Raw genomic sequence first — 20,101 nt, forward strand, 5'->3', positions numbered from 1 at the left:
GAGGTCGGGCACAACGTCAACGGCGGATGGCGTTGACGATCGTCAGCAGGATCACCGCACCCAAGAGACAGGTGAAGAAGCTGAGGATCCATCCCCAGCCGGCGACGTCGAAGCCCAGCAAGGCCAGCAGCCAGCCACCGATCAGGCCGCCGATGACACCGACGACGATATTCGCCAACAGTCCCATCTGAGCGTTAGTGCCCTTGATCATGGAAGCGACCCAGCCGGCCAGGCCGCCGATGACGATCCAGGCGATCCATCCCAGTGAAAGAGCCATGTGTGTTGTCCTCGTTTCTTTGTTCGGGTGCTTTCAGGGTTATGTCCCCTTTATATAAGAAACGTGCGACCTTAGCCGGGCTGCGAAGAGATTGAGACTCAACCGCAATAAACCCGTCCCCTCTCCCGACCTGGGAGAGAAGACGGGTTCTGTAGCGTCTCAGAGGATGAGCCGCTGGCCGGCGTCAGGCGGTGACGCCCGGGCGGACCACCATCAACGGCGACGGCGCGGACTGCAGCAGCGCGCGGGAGGTGGAGCCGATCAGCATGCCCTTGAAACCGCCGCGGCCGTGGGAGCCGACGACCATCAGCTGCGATCCCTCGGCCTGCTCCGCCAGGGCGCGGACCGGACGGTCGCGGGTGATGACCTTCTTCACCTGCACGTTCGGGTACTGCTCGACGAGCGGCTGAAGGCGCTCCTCCAGCAGGCTAATCTGCTGCTGCTCGATCTCGTTCCAGTCCGCCTGCGCGGCGGTCACGCCCGCCAGGGAGGACTGCATCTGCATGTCCATCCAGGTGTGCACGGCGATCAGCTCGGAGTCGCGGGCGTCGGCCTCCGCGAAAGCCACCTCCGTGGCCTGCTGGGAGACGTCGGAGCCGTCCACGCCCACCACGACCGGGCCGTACTTGGTGGTCTCGTCCAGCGGGTTGTCTTCGCGGACGACGACGACCGGGCACTCGGCGTGGGAGACCACGGCCGCGGAGACAGAACCCATGACCATGCCGGAGAGTCCGCCGAGGCCGCGCGAACCCATGACGATCATGGTGGCGGTCTTGGAGATCTCCAGCAGCATGTCGATGGGGGAGCCTTCGACGATGGTGTGGCCGATCTTGATCTCGGGGGCGGTCTCATGCGCGATGCGGCGGGCGTCGTCGATCTTGCCCATCGCCTCGTTCTGCAGGTCGTCAAAAAGTTCCTGCGGCGGCACCATGCCCTCCGCGTACAGGAACTGCGGCATGGTGTAGCTCGTCGCGAGCTGCAGCGGGATGCCGCGCTTGTTCGCGGTGTTCGCGGCCCATCGCACTGCGTTTTCAGAGGCCGGCGAGCCGTCGACGGCTACAACAACAATGTCTTCGTGGGTGGTCATGGCGTTGCCCTTTCAGTCCGGGTGCGCGTGGAAACTTCCGGGCCGCCAAGACCCTGAGTTCCCTTTACACCTTCCAGTGTAGCCGGTTAATACCTGCCTCGGGACTGGTTACTACCAGTGATTTTAAAATATTTTAGGCCGGGATGATGACGTCCTCGGCCGGCCCAGCGTTAGCCGGGTACAGCAGCTCATAGAGGAAGATGGCTGCGTCACGCAGCATCGCACCCACGCCCTCCGATGAGAAATCGGTGGCGGCATTCAAGATATCGTCGAAGTTCATGTCAGACAGATTAATACACTCACGGGGTCGCCGGGAACCTTTGCCCATCCGGGACGGGCTCAACCCCACCCGCGCCCGGGTGCCCGAGGGGCACGCCCCGGTCAGCGCCCGGGACTTCCTGCACACGTTGATCTCCACCCAGCGCCACCGCCACCCCGCCGACGACGCCGAAGCCCTGCGCGCCCGCTTCGATGACGGTGAGGTGGTCTTGCGCGACGGCACGCCCCTGCACCCGGACTCGCTGATCCCCGCCGGCCAGGACGTGTGGTTTTACCGCATGCCCGCACCGGAAACCCCGGTGCCCTACGAGATCCGGGTCATCGAGGAAGACGACGCGCTGCTGGTGGTGGACAAACCGCCCTTCTTGGCGACGATGCCGCGCGCCCGCCACATCACCGAAACCGCCACGGTCCGGCTGCGTCGGGCCACCGGCAACAACGATCTAGTGCCCGCCCACCGCCTCGACCGGCAGACCTCCGGCGTCCTGGTGTTCACCAAACGCCGCGAGGTCCGCGGCGCCTACCAGCGGCTGTTCGCGGAGCGGAAGGTGGACAAGGTCTACGAGGCGATCGCCGACCACGACGCGACACTCGCCGACGCCGCCCCGGTCCGCTGGGCCTCGCGCATGCACAAGGTCCACGGGGAGATTCAGGGCAGCGTCGTCGACGGCGAAGCCAACGCCTTCACTGTCCTCGACGACGTCACTGCGCTGTCGGAGACCGAACAGGCAAAGATCGAAGCGGTCCATGGCCCCCGGCCCCGCCAGGCCCGCTACCGACTGCGTCCGGAGACGGGCCGCACCCACCAGCTTCGGTTGCACATGTGGGCCGCCGGCGTGCCCATCCTGGGCGACGGGATCTACCCGGTCATCCACCCCGCCGAGGACGAGGATCTGGGGGTGCCGCTGCACCTGATTTCCCGGGAGCTGGCTTTCGTCGATCCCCTCAGCGGCGTGCGGCGGACCTTCACGGCTCTCCGGCGCCAGGCGTGGGGCTGACCCCGTAGGCCCGTGCGACCCGCCGCTGCAGCTGCTCCCACTGTTCGACGGGGTTCAACTCCAGCGACAGGGTATGCAACTCCACTCCGTCGCTGACCGCCCGTTGCACCATGGTGCCGGGCATGAGGTTCATCAGCAGCATCGCCATTTGTCGGCCGGATCCCGCCGGCAGCAGGAAGGGCGCGGAGACGACCTCCGGCTCGATGTCCGGGGTGCGCTGCACCGCCCGCCACGCCACGTCCGCGCCGCCGACCGCCGCCTGAGCGAGGAACCACCCGGCCAGGCGCACCGAGCCCCACGCCCGACCAGGCCAACCGCGCATGCCGTCCCGCGCCGGCGGGAGAAGCGCCAGGCTCAACGCAGTCGCGGCGCCGACGCTGAGCAGGCCGTACGCCGCGTAGTCCGCGTCCCAGCCGGCCAGTGAGACCCACGCCGCCGTCAACAGCAGGGCGCGCAACACAATGGCCGTCAACCACCTCATGATCCGGCCCCCCACGTCAGCAGGAAGACGACCACACCGGCCCCGATCAGCAGCAGCGTGGCTTTACCGGTGTTCGGCCAGGTGCGCTGCGTCGTGTCGGCGCGCTCCAGGCCACGCTGGGTGGTCTCGGCCACGCGGGCGCCCAGCGTGCCGACGCCCGCCCCGAGGCGCCGCGTGCCGTCGTGCAGCCCGTCCAGCGCCCGGCCACCCCAGCGGCCGAGTCCCAGGACAGCCGCGTCCCCGGCCCCGACGAGGTCGCCCGGCGGGATCTTCGAGCCGCTGACAGGTCGCAGCCGGGCAAGCAGGGCGAGCGCCAGCCCGAGCAGAATCGGCCACGCCATGTCCCAGAGAGTCGACCAGTCCCAGGTCGGCGCCTCAAGCCCGAGCCACTGCCGGCCGACCCACCAGGGCACGGTCAGCCCCGCCAGACACACGGCCAGCCAGCCGAGCAGCTCACCGTCGATACGCCCGCGGGAACGCTCGCCGTGCCACATCACCCACGCGGCGCGAAGCAGCAGCACCGTCGAGCCGGTCGCCACGAGCGGCAGAATCTCATCCAGCCCGACGCCCCAGACGGACACCTCCACGACGGCCTCCTTGCCCATGTATTTCGCGAAAGCCCCGGAAGTCCAGGGGGCGCCCGCGATCGCCAGACCCGCCCAGGCCATGCCGAGAAGCACCACCGCCCCCAGCGGGCCCCGGCCGTGCCGCTTGACCACCGGCACCCCAAGGAACAACGCCCCCTTGGCAAAGCCGTGGTGGACGCCGTAGAGGACGACCGCGGCCGTCACCGCCGGCGCCGCGCCGGGCATGAGCACCCCGGCGGCGATCACGGCGCCGAGGAATCCCATCTGCGAAATCGTGGAATAGGCGAGGATGACCTTCGGGTCGTTCTGCAGCACGCCGACCACCGCGGCGCCGAAGGCCCCGAGCAAACTCAACGCCAGCAACGTCCATGCCAGCGCCTGGACCGCGCCGCCCCCGCCGGCCTCGCCGAGGGGGAAGAACCGCAACCAACCGACCACGCCGGCCTTGACCATCGCCCCAGAGAGCACCGCCGAAGCGGCGGGCGGCGCGGCCGGGTGCGCCAACGGCAGCCACACGTGCAGCGGGACGACGCCCGCCTTGATGCCGAAGCCGAGGAAGAACAACACCAAGATCAGGCCGGTGCGGGGGGCGTCGATGACCGCCTGCGGGGCGTCGGCGACGGCCGCGCCGCCGGCGTGGACGGTCATCATCAGGGCCGCGAGCAACGCGGTTTCGCTGAGCACCGCCATCACCAGGTAAATGACCGTCGCCCGGCGCGCCTGATCACTGCGGTAGTGGATGACCAGCCCGACGGCGGCGAAGCTCATCACCGCGAACGCCAGGTAGAAGCTGACCGTGTCCGCGGCGACGTACACGCCGATGTTGCCCAGGTAGCTGGCCAGCAGGAAGCCGGACAACGTGGCGGCGCGCACCTCTGCGTCGGCGCTCCGGCGCCACCCCACGGCCGCCAACGCCGCGCCGTAGAGCACGCCTGCCGTCACCAGCAGCGGCCGGCCCACCTCGTCGAGGGCCGCCGTCGACCCGAAGAGCAGCCACGGCAACTCGACGGTGGCCGATCCCTGTACGGCCAGGACGACGGCCGGCAGCACCGTGGCGGGGGCGACGGCAGCGGCGGCGCGCCGCGCTCGGGGCCGGACCCCGTCCGGCAGCAGCCCGGCGCCGGCGATCACCGCGAGAATAACGGCCGGCAGACAGAATGCGAGGAAGAACATCACTGAAACACCCCTTCCGCGATCTGCCGCGAAATATCCAGCGGCAGAAACGAGGCGGACGCCACCAGGCCGAACACGAGCGTTCCGGCGGCGGTGGTCAGGGCCGGATACAGCATGGACTTCGGCTCGGTCACGCGGTCAGGGGTCTCCTCTTCCTCCGTCGGCTCGGGGGCCTGGAACCAGAGCCGGTAGACCACGGGCAGGAAGTACATGGAGTTCATCACCGAGGAGGCGATGAACACGGCGACCACCCAGGGGTACTCGGAATCCAAGGCGCCCAGCCCCAACTGAAATTTAGAGATGAATCCCGCCGTGGCCGGCAGGCCGATCATGCCGAAGGCGCCGACCGTGAACGCCACGGAGGTGCCGGGCATGCGCCGGCCCAGGCCGCGGAGCTGGCGCACGTCCTTGGCGCCCAAGACCTCGGCGTAAAGGCCCGCGCAGAAGAAGAGCGTGATCTTCATGACGCCCTGGTGCACCAGGTGTGCCAGGGCGCCCGCGACGCCTGTGACCGTGGCCAAAGCCAACCCGACCGTGATGTAGTTGACCTGCGAAATCGTGGAGTAAGCCAGCCGCGCCTTCAGGTCGGTCTGCCGCAGCGCCTGGTAGGAGCCGTAGATGACGGTGAAGCCGGCGAGGATGAGCAGCGGCGGCAGGACCCCCAACCCGGCGGCGACCTCGATGCCGTAGACGTCGTCAAGCACCCGGACGATGCCGAAGACTCCCGCCTTGACCACCGCCACGGCGTGCAACAACGCGGAGACCGGCGCCGGCGCGACCATGGCCTTCGGTAGCCAGGCGTGCAGCGGGAACAGCGCCGCCTTCACCCCGAAGCCGCCCACCAACAGCACGAAAATAGCGATCGCGATCCCCGGCGAATGTTCTGCCAGCTCCGCCACGCCGAGGGCGCCGCCCGGGGCGAAGTCCACTGGGCCCGCGTAGATGGTCAGCCAGACGACGCCGAACAGCAGCGCGAGGCCGCCGCTGAGCGTGAACGCCAGGTACGTCCGCGCCGCCCGCAGCGACTTCTTATCGCCCCAGTGCGCGACCAGCGGGTAGGTCACCAGGGTCAGCATCTCGTAGAAGACGAGGAAGGTGATGAGGTTACCGGAGAAGGAGATGCCCACCGTGGCGGTGACGCACAGGCTGAAGAAACCGAAGAACTTGCTGCGGCTCTGCCCTTCCCGCAGGTAGCCGATGGCATAGACGGTGGTGATCAGCCACAGCACCGACGACAGGGTGGCGAAGTACAGGGCCAGCGGATCCACCCGGAGCACCAGCTCGATCCCGCCCAGGAAGGGCATGCTGAATTCCGGGCGCAGATCCGCGTCGAGCACCACCGGAAACAACAGCAGCACCAGCACGACTTTCACCACGGCGAGGCCGATGTTCACCGTCGAGCGCAACCCGACCTGGTGTTCCTTCATCGGGAAGATCAGCGCCGCCGCCGCCAACGACACGAACAGCAGGACGACCGGGATCAGGGTCAGGACTTCTTCGGACAACGCGGTCACCACGGGGCCCCCACCTCCATCATGTCTGCGACCCAGAAACCGGTGAATCCGGTCAGGACGGTCAGCCCGCCGAGCGTGAACGGCACCAGCTGGGCGGCACGTTCACGGCGCGTCTGGGGCTGGGCGGGGACGCGCTCTTCTTCGTCTTCCGACGGGGCGTCGGTGCGCAGCAACGGGGAAACCATCCGCAGGACATACCCCGCGGACAACAGCGTCGCCAACACCATGACGCCCACGATCCACATGTCACCGGAGGAGACCGCCGCGGTCGCCAGTTCCCACTTCCCGCTGAACGCCAGGGAGAACGGGACGCCGGCGAGTCCGACCCCGGCCAACCCCAGGGCCATCATCAGGCGGGGATGGCGGACGCCGACGCCGCGCAGCCGGGCCAACTCGTCTGTGCCGTACACGTGTTTGAGGTGGCCGGCGACGAGGAACACCGCGGTCTTGGATAAGCCGTGGCCCAGCACCAGGGCCACGGTGCCGGTGGTGGCGGCGGCGATGACCGCGTCGTCGGTGAGCGTCGTCACCGCCTGCTCCTCGAGCAGGTCCGACTCCCGATCCACCAGGATCGGAAAGAACAGGAACCAGTAGCCCGCCTGCGCGACGGTGGAGTAGGCGATCAACGGTTTGAGCCGGTTCTGCCGCAACGCGAGCAACGAGCCCACCAAGATCGCGGCGACGCCGAGCACCGCCAGGCCCCAGCTCAGCGCCACGGTCACCGGCTCCAGCACGGAGGACTCGACGGCCCCGGGCTCCGGCTCGATGAGCGCCGCCGGGGCCGCGAGCCAGACCCACAGGCGCAACAGCACGAACAACGACGCTTTGATCACCAGCGCCGACAACAGCGGCGACACCGCCCCCGGGGCGTTGGAGTGGGCCGGGATCAACCAGCCGTGCATGGGCACGAGCGCCACTTTCATCGCCAGGCCCACGGTCATCAGCACCAGCGCCAACGCCGCCGCGGAGTGGGTGCCCGGGTCGGCCTGGATGACCTGGCCCGCTTGCAGGATATCCAGCGTGCCGGTGGCCGCCACGAGAAGCGCGACGCCCACGAGGAAAAGCATCGCCCCGGCGACCGCGACAAAGAGATAACGCAGCGCCGCCCGCCACGCCGGCCGGCCGCCCAGGGCGACCAGGCCCACCGCGGTCAGGCCGACGACCTCGAGGCCGACGTAGGTGTTGAACAGGTCCCCGGAGACGAACACCGCGTTCAGCCCCGACCAGCAGCCCAGCCACAGCGGCCAGAACGCCGGGTGCCCGGGACGCCACTGCAGATCAGGCGCGTCACCGCTGCGTGACGACGCCTCGCTCACCAACCGTTGTCCCGTCGACGCCGGCACCAGCACCGCATACACGGTGACCAGGGCACCGACGACGGTGGTCAGCAGGAGGAAGAGCGCCGACAACCCGTCGGCGCGCAGAGTGATGCCCAGCGGGGCGTCGTAGCCGCCCACGGCCAGCTCCACCGGCTGTCCGGTCGCGACGGTCGTGACCACCGGCCAGGTCAGCGCCGCGACCGTGGTGGTCGCGACCAACCCGGCTCCGCGGCGTGCGGGCGCCGGGAGCAACACCGCCACCGCCGCAATGAGCAGCGGCGCCAAGACCAGGGCGCCGAGGCTGAACTCTGCAGTCGTCATCAGTCGGCCTCCTGTGCGTCGAAGACCTCTATCCTGCGGATCAGCACCGCGGCGACTCCCGTGAAGGCCACCGTGATCACCAGTCCGGTGATCACCAGCGCAGAAAGCACCGGATCGATCTCCTCCGACCGCGCCGCCAGGGCGATGAGAGTCAGCAATGTGCCTGAGCCCAGAATATTCATCGCCACAAGGCGGGCGACGTGGTCGGCGGCCAGCAGCATGCGGATCAGGCCCGCGGCCACGAGCACCGCGGCTAGCCCCAGATACCACTGGGGAACGGTGAGGGTAGACAACATGTCGATCATGACGTCGCATCCTCTCTGATCCGGCGGCCTGGATCACTGAGACCCAGGTACAAGGCGTAAAGACCGGTGGTGATTCCTATGGTGAGCAGAACCTCGACCGTCAGGATCACCGCGAAAGCGGCGTCCATGTCCCAGCTGAGCCACGCCTCCCCCGCCAGCGGGGCGATCGCCCCGGCCAGGATGAAGACGATCACGCCGACGACCAACAACGGCAGACCCCACGTCCGGGTGAAGGCGGCGACGTTCACTCCCGCGGTACGCAGCAAGATCATCAAGCCCGCCAGGATCGCCCCCGACTGAAACGCCCCGCCCGACGTGGAACTGCCGGCAAACAACAGCCACAGCCCCAACAACAGCAACAGCGGCGCCGTCAGCCGGGTGAAGTAGTTCAAGATCGACGGCAGCTCCGGCTGCGGATCCGACGCCTGGTTCAGGCCACCGTCTCTGCTGAGCGACAACACCACCACGCCGGCGAGCAACAGCACAGCCGACTCCAGCAGGGTGTCGTAACCACGGAAAGCCAACAGCACCGCGCTGACGTCGTGCTCCAGGCCGGCGGCCGGCAATTCCGCGTCGACCGCCGCAGTCCAGGCCGGCAAACGTTGGTCGGTCCGCAGGAAGGCGGCCGTGACCCCCAGGGTGATCAGGGCTCCGACCAAGACGGCCGCAGCCCCGGTGAACCACGCTGAGCCACGGCTCGTCCTGCGCGCGTCCGGGTGGGTGCGTGGTTCCACGACGAGCCACACCAATAACGCGCTGAGCAGACCGGTTCCCAGCGAAGCCTCGGCAAAGGCGACGTCGAGGGAACCCAGCCGCAGCCAGATGAGGCTCAGGATCACCCCGAGGCTGAGAAAGGCCCCCACCTGGGTGCGACGGCTGGGCAGCGACACTGCCAACGCGACGGCGGCCACCGCAGCCAGGGTCAGGATGAGGTCGACGGCCGTGATCGTGTCCGGAGTCTGCATCATGCGCTCTCACCGCTGCCGGCAGATGCGACCTCACTGGAGTTGTCCGCTTCCACGCCAGCCAGAGTCTGGGCGGAGACAGACGCCGCCCCCAACACGAGGACCCAGGCGATCAGCAACAGTACGGCCGTGGAGCCGGATCCCACCTGTAACGCCACCCCGATCAGCACCAGTGCGAGACCGATGTTATCCGCTTTGGTCAGAGCGTGGAGCCGGCTACGGGTGTCTGGGAAACGGATGAGACCAATCGTGCCGGCAGTGAAGAACACGACGCCAACGACGATGACGGCGCCACTGAGGAGATCAATGATCACGATCCTTCCCCTCCGTTTCCGCTTCGGGCGAGACCTCTCTGTCGATGGGCGACGACCGCGACCACCGCGCTGAGCGCGGCCAGCCCCGCGAAGATCGCGGATACCTCTACCGCCCTGGTCATGTCAGGGGGGAGGAGTAGAGCAAGCACCGCGGCCACGGCGGCGCCAGTGGTACTGGAGAGCAAGAGAATCAGCAGCCAACTGCGTGATTCGCGGCGTCGGAGCACCACTGTCATCGCCACTGCGAAGTTCAGGAGCAGGACGACGACAACAACAATCAAAAAAGGCTGAATGGGGCGCTCCCTCCTTCGGCGGGCATACGACGTCAGCGTAGGGATGGGGTGCTCTGCTTAGGGTCTGATAAGGCCAGCTTAGCGAAATTCTCCCTGCCCTCGCAGAGAGGAAAGCACGAAAAGAGGGTATCTCTCATGATGTTGTCATCATGAGAGATACCCTCTCTGTACATACTGTATGTAGTTGTGTTTTGTTGTTGGTCGGCGGTGTCTTACTCTCCCACACCCTCCCGAGTGCAGTACCATCAGCGCAGGTAGGCTTAGCTTCCGGGTTCGAAATGGGACCGGGCGTTTCCCTACCGCTATCAACCACCGACACACCCATCAGAACAACACCACCGCAACCCTCCCGTACAGGAAGGCCGGCGCATGTGTGTCCTGGGCAACCATCCCCACTGGGGGTGGTGTCGTGTCAGACACTGCATAGTAGACGCGAATTATGTTTCTCATATCGTTGTTGTTTGTGCGGCAAAACGATCACAAAGGGTGTGTGTTAGTCGGTAAATTAGTACCAGTCACCTCCGCACATTACTGTGCTTCCAGATCTGGCCTATCAACCCCATCATCTTTAGGGAACCTCAACAGAAACCTCATCTCAAAATAGGCTTCCCGCTTAGATGCTTTCAGCGGTTATCCCGTCCGTACGTAGCCAACCAGCCCTGCTCCTGGCGGAACAACTGGCACACCAGAGGTACGTCCGTCCCGGTCCTCTCGTACTAGGGACAGCCTTCTTCAAGTTTCCACGCGCGCGGCGGATAGAGACCGAACTGTCTCACGACGTTCTGAACCCAGCTCGCGTGCCGCTTTAATGGGCGAACAGCCCAACCCTTGGGACCTACTCCAGCCCCAGGATGCGACGAGCCGACATCGAGGTGCCAAACCATCCCGTCGATATGAACTCTTGGGGAAGATCAGCCTGTTATCCCCGGGGTACCTTTTATCCGTTGAGCGACACCACATCCACACGTTGGTGCCGGATCACTAGTCCCGACTTTCGTCCCTGCTCGAGCTGTCACTCTCACAGTCAAGCTTCCTTGTGCACTTACACTCACCACCTGATTACCAACCAGGCTGAGGAAACCTTTGGGCGCCTCCGTTACCATTTAGGAGGCAACCGCCCCAGTTAAACTACCCACCAGGCACTGTCCCCGACCCAGATCATGGGCCAAGGTTGAGACATTCAATCCGACCAGAGTGGTATTTCAACAACGACTCCACAACCACTGGCGTGGCTGTCTCATAGTCTCCCACCTATCCTACACAAGCCGAACCGAACACCAATACCAAGCTATAGTGAAGGTCCCGGGGTCTTTTCGTCCTGCCGCGCGAAACGAGCATCTTTACTCGTACTGCAATTTCACCGGGTCTGTGGTTGAGACAGCAGGGAAGTCGTTACGCCATTCGTGCAGGTCGGAACTTACCCGACAAGGAATTTCGCTACCTTAGGATGGTTATAGTTACCACCGCCGTTTACTGGGGCTTAAATTCTCAGCTTCGAGGACTTACGTCCCCTAACTGGTCCTCTTAACCTTCCAGCACCGGGCAGGCGTCAGTCCGTATACCTCAACTTAATCGTTTTCGCACGGACCTGTGTTTTTGATAAACAGTCGCTTCCCTCTATTCTCTGCGACCCACCACAGCTCCCACCGTAAAGGTGTTCACCGTGTTGGGCCCCCCTTCTCCCGAAGTTACGGGGGCATTTTGCCGAGTTCCTTAACCACAGTTCACCCGACCGCCTTAGTATTTTCTACCTGACTACCTGTGTTGGTTTCGGGTACGGGCCATGTGCATACATCGCTAGAGGCTTTTCTCGACAGCACGGGATCACCGACATCACCCTAATAAGGGCTGCGCATCACGTCTCAGACATATGAGGTACGGATTTGCCTATACCTCGTCCTACACGCTTACACCACAATCCAATAAGTGGCACGGCTACCCCACTGCGTCACCCCATCACTTGGCTACTACCAGTTCAGGCCCCACGCACGCACCATCACCAGACCCGAAGGCCCAGACAATGGGTTGTGGGTGGTTAGTATCACTGATTCACCACTGGGCGCATACACACGGGTACGGGAATATCAACCCGTTATCCATCGACTACGCCTGTCGGCCTCGCCTTAGGCCCCGACTCACCCTGGGAAGACGAACTTGACCCAGGAACCCTTAGTCATCCGGCGGTAAGGATTCTCACCTTACTCTCGTTACTCATGCCTGCATTCTCACTCGCACACAGTCCACCACCCCTTACGGTATGGCTTCACCCCATGCACGACGCTCCCCTACCCAATATCCCCAAGGGATATTGCCGCGGCTTCGGCGGTGTACTTGAGCCCCACTACATTGTCGGCGCACAACCACTCGACCAGTGAGCTATTACGCACTCTTTCAAGGGTGGCTGCTTCTAAGCCAACCTCCTGGCTGTCTTCGCGATCACACATCCTTTTCCACTTAGTACACCCTTAGGGGCCTTAGCCGGCGATCTGGGCTGTTTCCCTCTCGACTATGAAGCTTATCCCCCACAGTCTCACTGCCGTGCTTATACCTTCACCGGCATTCGGAGTTTGGCTGACATTGCTAAGATTGTAGTCCCGCTCAACCAACCAGTAGCTCTACCTCCGGGAAGAAACACACGACGCTGCACCTAAATGCATTTCGGGGAGAACCAGCTATCACGGAGTTTGATTGGCCTTTCACCCCTACCCACAACTCATCCCCTCAGTTTTCAACCTAAGTGGGTTCGCGCCTCCACGACGTCTTACCATCGCTTCACACTGGCCATGGGTAGATCACCCCGCTTCGGGTCCAGGACATGCCACTAAACACACTCGTTAGTATTCGCTTTCGCTACGACTACCCCACACGGGTTAACCTCGCGACATGCCGCTGACTCGCAGGCTCATTCTTCCAAAGGCACGCCATCACACATAAGAAGTGCTCTGACGGCTTGTAAGCGCACGGTTTCAGGAACTATTTCACTCCCCTCCCGGGGTACTTTTCACCATTCCCTCACGGTACTATCCGCTATCGGTCATACTGAGTATTCAGGCTTACCGGGTGGTCCCGGCAGATTCACAACAGATTTCACGAGCCCGTTGCTACTCGGGCACCACAACAACACAGCACACATGGCCTTCATGTACGGGACTCTCACCCACTTCGGTAGCCCATTCCAAGGCACTTCCACTAACCACACGCGTCTATGCTCCCAGCCGGCAGACCAGGATATGTTGCGAGCCCACAACACCGCATGCACAACCCCTGCCGGGTATCACGCACACACGGTTTAGCCATCCTCCACGTTCGCTCGCCGCTACTAGCAGAATCATTGTTATTTTCTCTTCCTGCGGGTACTGAGATGTTTCACTTCCCCGCGTCACCCCCGCACACCCTATGAATTCAGATGACGGTCACCACCCATAACGGTGATGGGGTTTCCCCATTCGGACATCCTCGGATCAACGCTTTGTTGGCAACTCCCCGAGGCATAACGCAGCCTCACACGTCCTTCATCGGCTCAGTATGCCAAGGCATCCACCGTACGCCCTTAAAAAACACACACAACAACACCCAAAGGTGTTGCCTGTGGTCTTACACGTACAAAATCACAAACAATAAAGAAATCACACACACCACCTTTGATGGTGTGTACGATGCTCGCGTCCACTATACAGTTCTCACACAACACAACCCCCACCCACCACAACCCAGCCCGAACGAGCACAGATCATGACGATGTGAACGGTTTACCCAGGACCATGTTGTCCCAGACACCCAACAGTGTGCCAACCACCACCCACCATAGGGGCAGCGCTTTTGCTTCGTGACGACCATGACCCCGACGCACATTCTTGTGCGACAGGCGGTGTTCCACTCCATACTACGGTGGCAGACACACATACGGCGTCTCAACCACCAGGCGCACACCACGGCTACTGCCGCGGGTGACTGACAATAAAATCTCCTTAGAAAGGAGGTGATCCAGCCGCACCTTCCGGTACGGCTACCTTGTTACGACTTCGTCCCAATTGCCGATCCCACCTTCGACGGCTCCCCCCACAAGGGTTGGGCCACCGGCTTCGGGTGTTACCAACTTTCATGACGTGACGGGCGGTGTGTACAAGGCCCGGGAACGTATTCACCGCAGCGTTGCTGATCTACGATTACTAGCGACTCCGACTTCATGGGGTCGAGTTGCAGACCCCAATCCGAACTAAGGCCGGCTTTAAGGATTAGCTCCACCTTGCGGTATCGCGACCTGTTGTACCGACCATTGTAGCATGTGTGAAGCCCTGGACATAAGGGGCATGATGATTTGACGTCATCCCCACCTTCCTCCGAGTTAACCCCGGCAGTCTCTCATGAGTCCCCACCACAACGTGCTGGCAACATAAGACAAGGGTTGCGCTCGTTACGGGACTTAACCCAACATCTCACGACACGAGCTGACGACAACCATGCACCACCTGTACACCAGCCACAAGGGAAGGACTATCTCTAGCCCGGTCCGGTGTATGTCAAGCCCAGGTAAGGTTCTTCGCGTTGCATCGAATTAATCCACATGCTCCGCCGCTTGTGCGGGCCCCCGTCAATTCCTTTGAGTTTTAGCCTTGCGGCCGTACTCCCCAGGCGGGGCGCTTAATGCGTTAGCTACGGCGCAGGAACCGTGGAAGGTCCCCACACCTAGCGCCCACCGTTTACGGCATGGACTACCAGGGTATCTAATCCTGTTGGCTACCCATGCTTTCGCTCCTCAGTGTCAGTGACTGCCCAGAGACCTGCCTTCGCCATTGGTGTTCCTCCTGATATCTGCGCATTTCACCGCTACACCAGGAATTCCAGTCTCCCCTACAGCACTCAAGTAAGCCCGTATCGCCTGCAATCCCAGCGTTAAGCGCTGGACTTTCACAGACGACGCGACAAACCACCTACGAGCTCTTTACGCCCAGTAATTCCGGACAACGCTCGCACCCTACGTATTACCGCGGCTGCTGGCACGTAGTTAGCCGGTGCTTCTTATCCCACTACCGTCACCCCGAAGGGCTTCGTCGTGGGCGAAAGGAGTTTACAACCCGAAGGCCGTCATCCCCCACGCGGCGTCGCTGCATCAGGCTTGCGCCCATTGTGCAATATTCCCCACTGCTGCCTCCCGTAGGAGTCTGGGCCGTATCTCAGTCCCAATGTGGCCGTACACCCTCTCAGGCCGGCTACCCGTCGACGCCTTGGTAGGCCATTACCCCACCAACAAGCTGATAGGCCGCAAGCTCATCCCACACCGATAAATCTTTCCACACCCCACACAAAAGGGGCGTGAATATCCGGTATTAGACCCAGTTTCCCGGGCTTATCCCGAAGTGCGGGGTAGATCACCCACGTGTTACTCACCCGTTCGCCACTCGAGTACCCCTGCAAGCAGGGGCCTTTCCGTTCGACTTGCATGTGTTAAGCACGCCGCCAGCGTTCATCCTGAGCCAGGATCAAACTCTCCACAAAAAATCTGTCAAAGATTTCAAGCTCGTGAAAAGCCTGTACTCCCAACAAACAACATAAACAACCAGCACACCACCACACGTGGTGGCGTCACTCGTTATCCAAAACTTTTACCGACAAATGTCAGCACAAAACTCACGCCACTTCCTCAACCCTTGACGGGGCACATCAAGGAAGCGGCCATCTATGTGAGATTGTCTCTGCCGGCACCAGCAACACCCACACGATCAACGCGCAGGCCAGCTTTTAAGGATGAGGACTCCGTCACTGGGAGGAGCCCATCACCCGGCACCACCACCACACCCCAACCATCAAGGCCAGGACGTGAGGGCAGACACAATCGTCACGACCACCCACCACACCAAAAAGGCACGGCACGTGGCACTAAACAAAAGTACATTGGCACACTATTGAGTTCTCACACAACACACGCACACACTGCTTTCACGATACCCCCACAAGGTGGGCGCACGGTAGCCGGTGTGGCTTCATTCTTGGTTTGGTCCGCGACTGTTTTCCTCTCGCCACTCACCTGCACAGTGCCGGACCCTCTTTCAGAGTCTCACTGTCTGGCGGGGCGCTGTCGGTCTCGCTGACAAGAATTAAACTTACACACCACACCCCGAACAACACAAATCGCCAGCTCAACACACTAAAAACACGCCCACACAACCACGCTTACAACGCCCTAGCACGAACCAACCACTCACGCAGCCGATTTACGCATACCGAACCACACCCACACACCCCCAGAAAAAGGGCTGTACGCACGGGCGATGCGAGGCAGGAGGATCTCGAACCCGACGAAGCACGCCACGGCGAGAGCAAACAAGACCTCTTCGTAACCAGCGATAAGGGCGGCGATGCCGGCGACAGCCAGGGCAAGAGATGCCACCAGGTAGACCGCTGTCCCTCTGGTCGTCAGCTGCAGCAGCACCACGAGCACCGGCGCCCACAAGGCCGCGGCGAGAAGCCCCAGCACCCCATCCACCGTCTCCACCGCACCGAGCAACACCAGTGCAGCGGTAGCCACTGCTCCAGCCAGCGGGTTGATCAGCATCACCCAGCGGGTCTTCTTCGCCCACCGCATCCGCGATCCGCCGAAAGCCACCCATTGGGAGAAGTTGTCTCTGAAGGTGCCGTTCGCCACGGTCATCATCACCGCGACACTGACCACTGCGGGAACAGCGGAGCTCTCCGCCGCCGGACCGCCCCAGAATCGGATCATCAGCAGCCATACGGCGCCGGCGATGGCGATGCCGATCCACGCCCCCACCCAGAAGTTTCTTTGCGGCCGGACGATGAGCTCTTGCTCGAGATCCTCGACCACGAAATCTTCTCCCCGCACGTCCTTAGCCGCCGGCACGGAGCCCTCGCGCACCCGGTCCGCGAGCGTGCCGGGCTGAGAAAGGTTCGTCTCCGTCACCATCTGGACGCCGTAGAGCACCAGCACGACGCCGACGATCACCCACCAACGGGCGTAGTCCGTCCGCATAAGGATCACCGCGAAGAAGACTGCGATGACGAACAGCAGCAAGGTAAGGCCAATGCGGAAGTGCCGCTGATAAAGACCGCTGGAGAGGTTGAGCGCCCGGTAACGCGCCGCCTCCGGGCGGTAACCGACGATGGTTCCGACGGTGATCAACCCGAAGACGATGGCGTACATCCAGGTGTCGTTGCCGTCCCAGACGCTCACAGAGACAATGAATCCGAGCACGAGCAGCGTCGCGACCTGGAACCAGACGCCGCCGAAGACCAGCGGGAGGGCGAGCCGGAGGTGGTTGGTGACTGTGTTCACGCCCGCTCACCTCCCAGGGCGAGCACTGCCTGCTCGAGGGTGACTTCGCCGACGCGGATCCGGCCACTGACCTGACTTGCTGTCTCGTAGACGGACTCGGCGGCCGCCGGAGAGCTCCGGAGATCGAGCACGACCCGGCTGCCGACCGACAGCTCTTCCCGCACTAATTCCAACGGGGTGCCGAGGCGCCCCAGCATCCGGTCGACATCCTCGGTCGGCCCGGCCACCTCGATGACCGCATCAGCGAGCTCGTCGATGGATCCGTTCATCGCCACGCCGCCGCCGTCAAGGTAGAGCACCGTGTCCAGCAGCGTCTCCACCTCGTGGAGGTGGTGGGTGGACAGCACGACGGTCGTGTCCGGACGGGCCATCTGCTCGGCGAGGACCTCGTAGAACAGCGCGCGTTTCTGTACGTCGAGGCCGAGATACGGTTCGTCGAGAAGCAGCAGTTCCGCCCCGGAGGCGCAGGCGTAGATGATCGAGAGCGCGGATTTCTGGCCGCGGGACAGTCGGTTGTAGCTCGTCGGGCCCGGCACCCCGAAACGCTCCAGGAGGTCGTCGGCCCGCGCGGCGTCCCAGCGGCGGTGACGGGCGGCGCCGATGGCGAAGAGTCGGCGGGCGGACCAGCCGTCGGGAAGCGGGGCGTCGATGCCGGCGAGCGTCGTCTGATCCATGACCGCCGGGGTGTCGAAGGGGTGGACGCCGAAGACGACGAGTTCGCCGGAGAACTGCAGTTGGCCGGCGAGGGTGCGCAGAAGCGTTGTCTTACCGGTGCCATTGGCGCCGATCAGGCCGTGCACCAGGCCGGCGGCCAGGGAGAAGGAGACGTCGTGCAGCACGGGCTGTTTTCCGTAACCGCAGTTCAGGGAATCTGCGCGGATCAACGGCATGGGATCAGTCATCGTAGAGGCCTCGGCTTTCTGCCACTCGGTTGAGCAGGTCATGTAACTGATCGCGGGTGAGGTTGAGGCGGACGGCCTCGTCGACGAGTGGAGCCAGGTAGGCGGCGGCGAAGTCGTCCCGGCGACGCGCCTTGATGGCTTCCGTGGCCCCGGACAGGACGAACATCCCGATTCCCCGCCGTTTCTCCAGGACGCCCAGATCGACGAGCAGGTTCAGGCCCTTGCGCGCGGTCGCGGGGTTGATCGCGTGAAAGCTCGCCAGCTCGTTGGTCGAGGGGGCGCGATCACCTTCTTGGAGATCACCGTCCACGATCGAATCTTCGAGAAGCGTCGCTATCTGCCGGAACAGTGGCGCCGCCGCGTTGTCCATCGTCATCTCTCTCCACGTCAGCAGGGTCAGTGAGTTAGTTAGTTACTCAAGTAACTAACCTATATTGCCGGGAACTATCGTTCAACCGCACGCGTTGAATTAATTAAGGCGCATTCCAGCGTCCTGTTATCCGCCAAATATCGACGTGGCGGAGGAACTTAGTGCATGCTGGAAGGCGTACCTCAATAAAATTTAGACCGACAAAAGATACGGAATTTAGGAGCCATGCTTGAACGCACACTCGTCTTCGTCGACACCTCTTACCTGCTCGCGAGCTTTTATAACTCGTGGGAGACCGGGGCCCGCTCACAATTAGAAATTGACCTGCCCGAGGTCGTCGCGGTCTTGGGCAACATGATCACCAACCAACTCCACCAACCCATCCACCGCCAGAACTGGTACGACGGCATCCCCGATTCCGGGCCCCACCGTTACCAGCGTGCTCTCCGCGGTTGCGACGGCGTGCAGCTGCGCACCGGTACCCTCATCGAATGGGGCGACCGACGCACGCAGAAGGCCGTGGACACCCGCCTGGTCGCCGACATGGTCACCGCCGCCTGCCGCAGCCAGGTCTCCGACTTCGTGCTGGTCTCCGGTGACGCCGACATGATCCCGGGCGTGCAGGAGGCCTCCAACAACGGCGTGCGCGTGCACCTCTACGGCTTCGGCTGGGATTCCATGTCCTCCGCGCTGCGCCACTCCTGCGACACCACGACCATCCTGGACCCGCGCGAGGATTTCGCCGAGGCCATGCAACTGCAGGTGCTGGAAGGCCCCCTCCCGCCATCCATCCGGGAGCGTCCGCTCGGCGACGCGGAGCCCCTCGAGGAGCCTGGCATGAAGACCGTCCCGGGCACCGTCGTCCAGGGAGCCACCGCCCGCACCACACCGCCGTCGCCCACTCCGAAGGCCACGGACGCGCCCGCCGAGGCCGACGACACAGGCGACGAAGGCGAGGACAAGGCGACCTCCGACGGGCACGCCGCCGGAGCCCCCACGGACACCTCGGCCGCCACCCCGGCGTCGCCGCGACCGATGCCAAAGCCCGGCGACTTAGCCGGCACTCCGCCCCGCCCGGGACCGGCGAAGAAGCAGGACACCCCTACCAACACGGACGAGATCGACGACTACGACGATTTCGAGCCCTCCGAGGTCGAGGCGGAGCTGGCGAAGCACCCGCCGGAGGCCCCGAAACCCGGCGCCAAGCGTACCTCCGCACCGAAGCCGTCGATGATGGCGCCGCGTCGGAAGTTGCGCTCACGCTATGTGCCGTTGCCGGAGGAGGTCTGGGCGTCCGCCGGCTTCCAGACGCCTTTCGACGTCGGCCAGCAATACGCGACCTGGTGGTATGAGAACGCCGCGACCTCGGACCAGCGGGATCAGGCGCACCTTCTCTCCGGCGGTGGCCTGCCCCCGGAGATCGATCGCCCGTTGCTGCAGTTCGCGTGCGAGACGCTGCACGAATACACCCTGAGTGAAACCCAGCGCGTGAACCTGCGCGACGGTTTTCATTCCGGCATTCGGGGGGTACTGATCATCCGCCGTGACTGAATGATCTACATACGGCTCTGGCCCGGTTCCTTAGATGAGGACCCGGGCCAGAATTCTTTTACGGCTGAGGTCCC

The 20,101-nt window shown here is 63.5% G+C and carries 15 protein-coding genes and 3 rRNA genes; 2 read left to right on the top strand and 16 right to left on the bottom strand.

The window, feature by feature from the left end; translation table 11 throughout:
• Positions 1 to 16 precede the first annotated feature (16 nt).
• The 3 genes from B841_RS12410 to B841_RS14005 all read right to left on the bottom strand — a co-directional run bounded on the left by B841_RS12410 (position 17) and on the right by B841_RS14005 (position 1,644).
• Complete coding sequence (locus B841_RS12410; protein ID WP_020936495.1) at positions 17 to 277, bottom strand: GlsB/YeaQ/YmgE family stress response membrane protein; 261 nt, start codon at positions 275 to 277, stop codon at positions 17 to 19.
• 184 nt (positions 278 to 461) lie between these two features.
• Positions 462 to 1,364 carry a universal stress protein gene (locus B841_RS12415; RefSeq protein ID WP_020936496.1) on the bottom strand — a complete coding sequence of 301 codons (903 nt, stop codon included), beginning with the start codon at positions 1,362 to 1,364 and terminating at the stop codon, positions 462 to 464.
• Positions 1,365 to 1,497: 133 nt separating this feature from the next.
• Positions 1,498 to 1,644: a hypothetical protein gene (locus B841_RS14005; protein ID WP_169466617.1), complete on the bottom strand. Its 147-nt coding sequence runs from the start codon at positions 1,642 to 1,644 to the stop codon at positions 1,498 to 1,500.
• On the opposite strand from B841_RS14005, the gene B841_RS12420 reads away from it, so the two are divergent.
• Positions 1,643 to 2,641: a pseudouridine synthase gene (locus B841_RS12420; protein WP_041631911.1), complete on the top strand. Its 999-nt coding sequence runs from the start codon at positions 1,643 to 1,645 to the stop codon at positions 2,639 to 2,641. The two genes, B841_RS14005 and B841_RS12420, sit on opposite strands and share 2 nt — an antisense overlap.
• Here the strand turns inward: B841_RS12420 and B841_RS12425 are convergent.
• From B841_RS12425 to B841_RS12490, 13 genes are all read right to left on the bottom strand, one after another.
• Positions 2,610 to 3,122, bottom strand: a complete 513-nt coding sequence (locus tag B841_RS12425) for a Na+/H+ antiporter subunit E (RefSeq protein ID WP_041632402.1) — start codon at positions 3,120 to 3,122, stop codon at positions 2,610 to 2,612. The two genes, B841_RS12420 and B841_RS12425, sit on opposite strands and share 32 nt — an antisense overlap.
• Positions 3,119 to 4,882, bottom strand: a complete 1,764-nt coding sequence (locus B841_RS12430) for a complex I subunit 5 family protein (RefSeq protein WP_020936499.1) — start codon at positions 4,880 to 4,882, stop codon at positions 3,119 to 3,121. The genes B841_RS12425 and B841_RS12430 overlap by 4 nt, the downstream gene beginning before the upstream one ends.
• On the bottom strand, positions 4,882 to 6,396 hold the full coding sequence (locus tag B841_RS12435) for a complex I subunit 5 family protein (RefSeq protein WP_318532927.1): 1,515 nt from the start codon (positions 6,394 to 6,396) through the stop codon (positions 4,882 to 4,884). Before B841_RS12435 ends, B841_RS12430 begins: the two co-directional genes overlap by 1 nt.
• Entirely contained in the window at positions 6,393 to 8,036 is a 1,644-nt protein-coding gene (locus B841_RS12440; protein WP_020936501.1) for a complex I subunit 5 family protein, read from the bottom strand. Before B841_RS12440 ends, B841_RS12435 begins: the two co-directional genes overlap by 4 nt.
• Entirely contained in the window at positions 8,036 to 8,341 is a 306-nt protein-coding gene (locus tag B841_RS12445; protein ID WP_020936502.1) for an NADH-quinone oxidoreductase subunit K, read from the bottom strand. Before B841_RS12445 ends, B841_RS12440 begins: the two co-directional genes overlap by 1 nt.
• Positions 8,338 to 9,309: an MnhB domain-containing protein gene (locus B841_RS12450; protein WP_156844819.1), complete on the bottom strand. Its 972-nt coding sequence runs from the start codon at positions 9,307 to 9,309 to the stop codon at positions 8,338 to 8,340. The genes B841_RS12445 and B841_RS12450 overlap by 4 nt, the downstream gene beginning before the upstream one ends.
• Positions 9,306 to 9,620, bottom strand: coding sequence for a cation:proton antiporter (locus tag B841_RS12455; RefSeq protein ID WP_020936504.1), 315 nt, complete (start codon positions 9,618 to 9,620; stop codon positions 9,306 to 9,308). Before B841_RS12455 ends, B841_RS12450 begins: the two co-directional genes overlap by 4 nt.
• Positions 9,621 to 10,112: 492 nt before the next feature.
• Positions 10,113 to 10,230: ribosomal RNA gene (gene rrf / locus B841_RS12465) — 5S ribosomal RNA — on the bottom strand.
• 168 nt (positions 10,231 to 10,398) lie between these two features.
• Positions 10,399 to 13,477, bottom strand: a 23S ribosomal RNA gene (locus B841_RS12470).
• A gap of 408 nt (positions 13,478 to 13,885) precedes the next feature.
• Positions 13,886 to 15,409: ribosomal RNA gene (locus B841_RS12475) — 16S ribosomal RNA — on the bottom strand.
• The 16S, 23S and 5S rRNA genes sit together here, the layout of an rRNA operon.
• Positions 15,410 to 16,112: 703 nt before the next feature.
• A complete protein-coding gene (locus B841_RS12480; protein ID WP_020936506.1) occupies positions 16,113 to 17,204 on the bottom strand; it encodes a hypothetical protein in 1,092 nt (363 codons plus the stop codon).
• Complete coding sequence (locus B841_RS12485; RefSeq protein ID WP_245561050.1) at positions 17,201 to 18,106, bottom strand: AAA family ATPase; 906 nt, start codon at positions 18,104 to 18,106, stop codon at positions 17,201 to 17,203. The genes B841_RS12480 and B841_RS12485 overlap by 4 nt, the downstream gene beginning before the upstream one ends.
• Positions 18,099 to 18,476, bottom strand: a complete 378-nt coding sequence (locus B841_RS12490) for a GntR family transcriptional regulator (protein ID WP_020936508.1) — start codon at positions 18,474 to 18,476, stop codon at positions 18,099 to 18,101. The genes B841_RS12485 and B841_RS12490 overlap by 8 nt, the downstream gene beginning before the upstream one ends.
• Before the next feature lie 225 nt (positions 18,477 to 18,701).
• On the opposite strand from B841_RS12490, the gene B841_RS12495 reads away from it, so the two are divergent.
• On the top strand, positions 18,702 to 20,027 hold the full coding sequence (locus tag B841_RS12495) for an NYN domain-containing protein (RefSeq protein WP_020936509.1): 1,326 nt from the start codon (positions 18,702 to 18,704) through the stop codon (positions 20,025 to 20,027).
• Positions 20,028 to 20,101 lie beyond the last annotated feature (74 nt).

Source organism: Corynebacterium maris DSM 45190 (genome assembly GCF_000442645.1).
In the GTDB taxonomy this organism is placed as follows: domain Bacteria; phylum Actinomycetota; class Actinomycetes; order Mycobacteriales; family Mycobacteriaceae; genus Corynebacterium; species Corynebacterium maris.

Coding starts and splice junctions, on each gene's coding strand:
- B841_RS12450 (WP_156844819.1), bottom strand. CDS start 9,309: ATGATGCAGACTCCGGACACGATCACGGCCGTCGACCTCATCCTGACC.
- B841_RS12430 (WP_020936499.1), bottom strand. CDS start 4,882: ATGTTCTTCCTCGCATTCTGTCTGCCGGCCGTTATTCTCGCGGTGATC.
- B841_RS12415 (WP_020936496.1), bottom strand. CDS start 1,364: ATGACCACCCACGAAGACATTGTTGTTGTAGCCGTCGACGGCTCGCCG.
- B841_RS12420 (WP_041631911.1), top strand. CDS start 1,643: ATGTCAGACAGATTAATACACTCACGGGGTCGCCGGGAACCTTTGCCC.
- B841_RS12485 (WP_245561050.1), bottom strand. CDS start 18,106: ATGACTGATCCCATGCCGTTGATCCGCGCAGATTCCCTGAACTGCGGT.
- B841_RS12425 (WP_041632402.1), bottom strand. CDS start 3,122: ATGAGGTGGTTGACGGCCATTGTGTTGCGCGCCCTGCTGTTGACGGCG.
- B841_RS12440 (WP_020936501.1), bottom strand. CDS start 8,036: ATGACGACTGCAGAGTTCAGCCTCGGCGCCCTGGTCTTGGCGCCGCTG.
- B841_RS12495 (WP_020936509.1), top strand. CDS start 18,702: ATGCTTGAACGCACACTCGTCTTCGTCGACACCTCTTACCTGCTCGCG.
- B841_RS12410 (WP_020936495.1), bottom strand. CDS start 277: ATGGCTCTTTCACTGGGATGGATCGCCTGGATCGTCATCGGCGGCCTG.
- B841_RS12445 (WP_020936502.1), bottom strand. CDS start 8,341: ATGATCGACATGTTGTCTACCCTCACCGTTCCCCAGTGGTATCTGGGG.
- B841_RS12490 (WP_020936508.1), bottom strand. CDS start 18,476: ATGGACAACGCGGCGGCGCCACTGTTCCGGCAGATAGCGACGCTTCTC.
- B841_RS14005 (WP_169466617.1), bottom strand. CDS start 1,644: ATGAACTTCGACGATATCTTGAATGCCGCCACCGATTTCTCATCGGAG.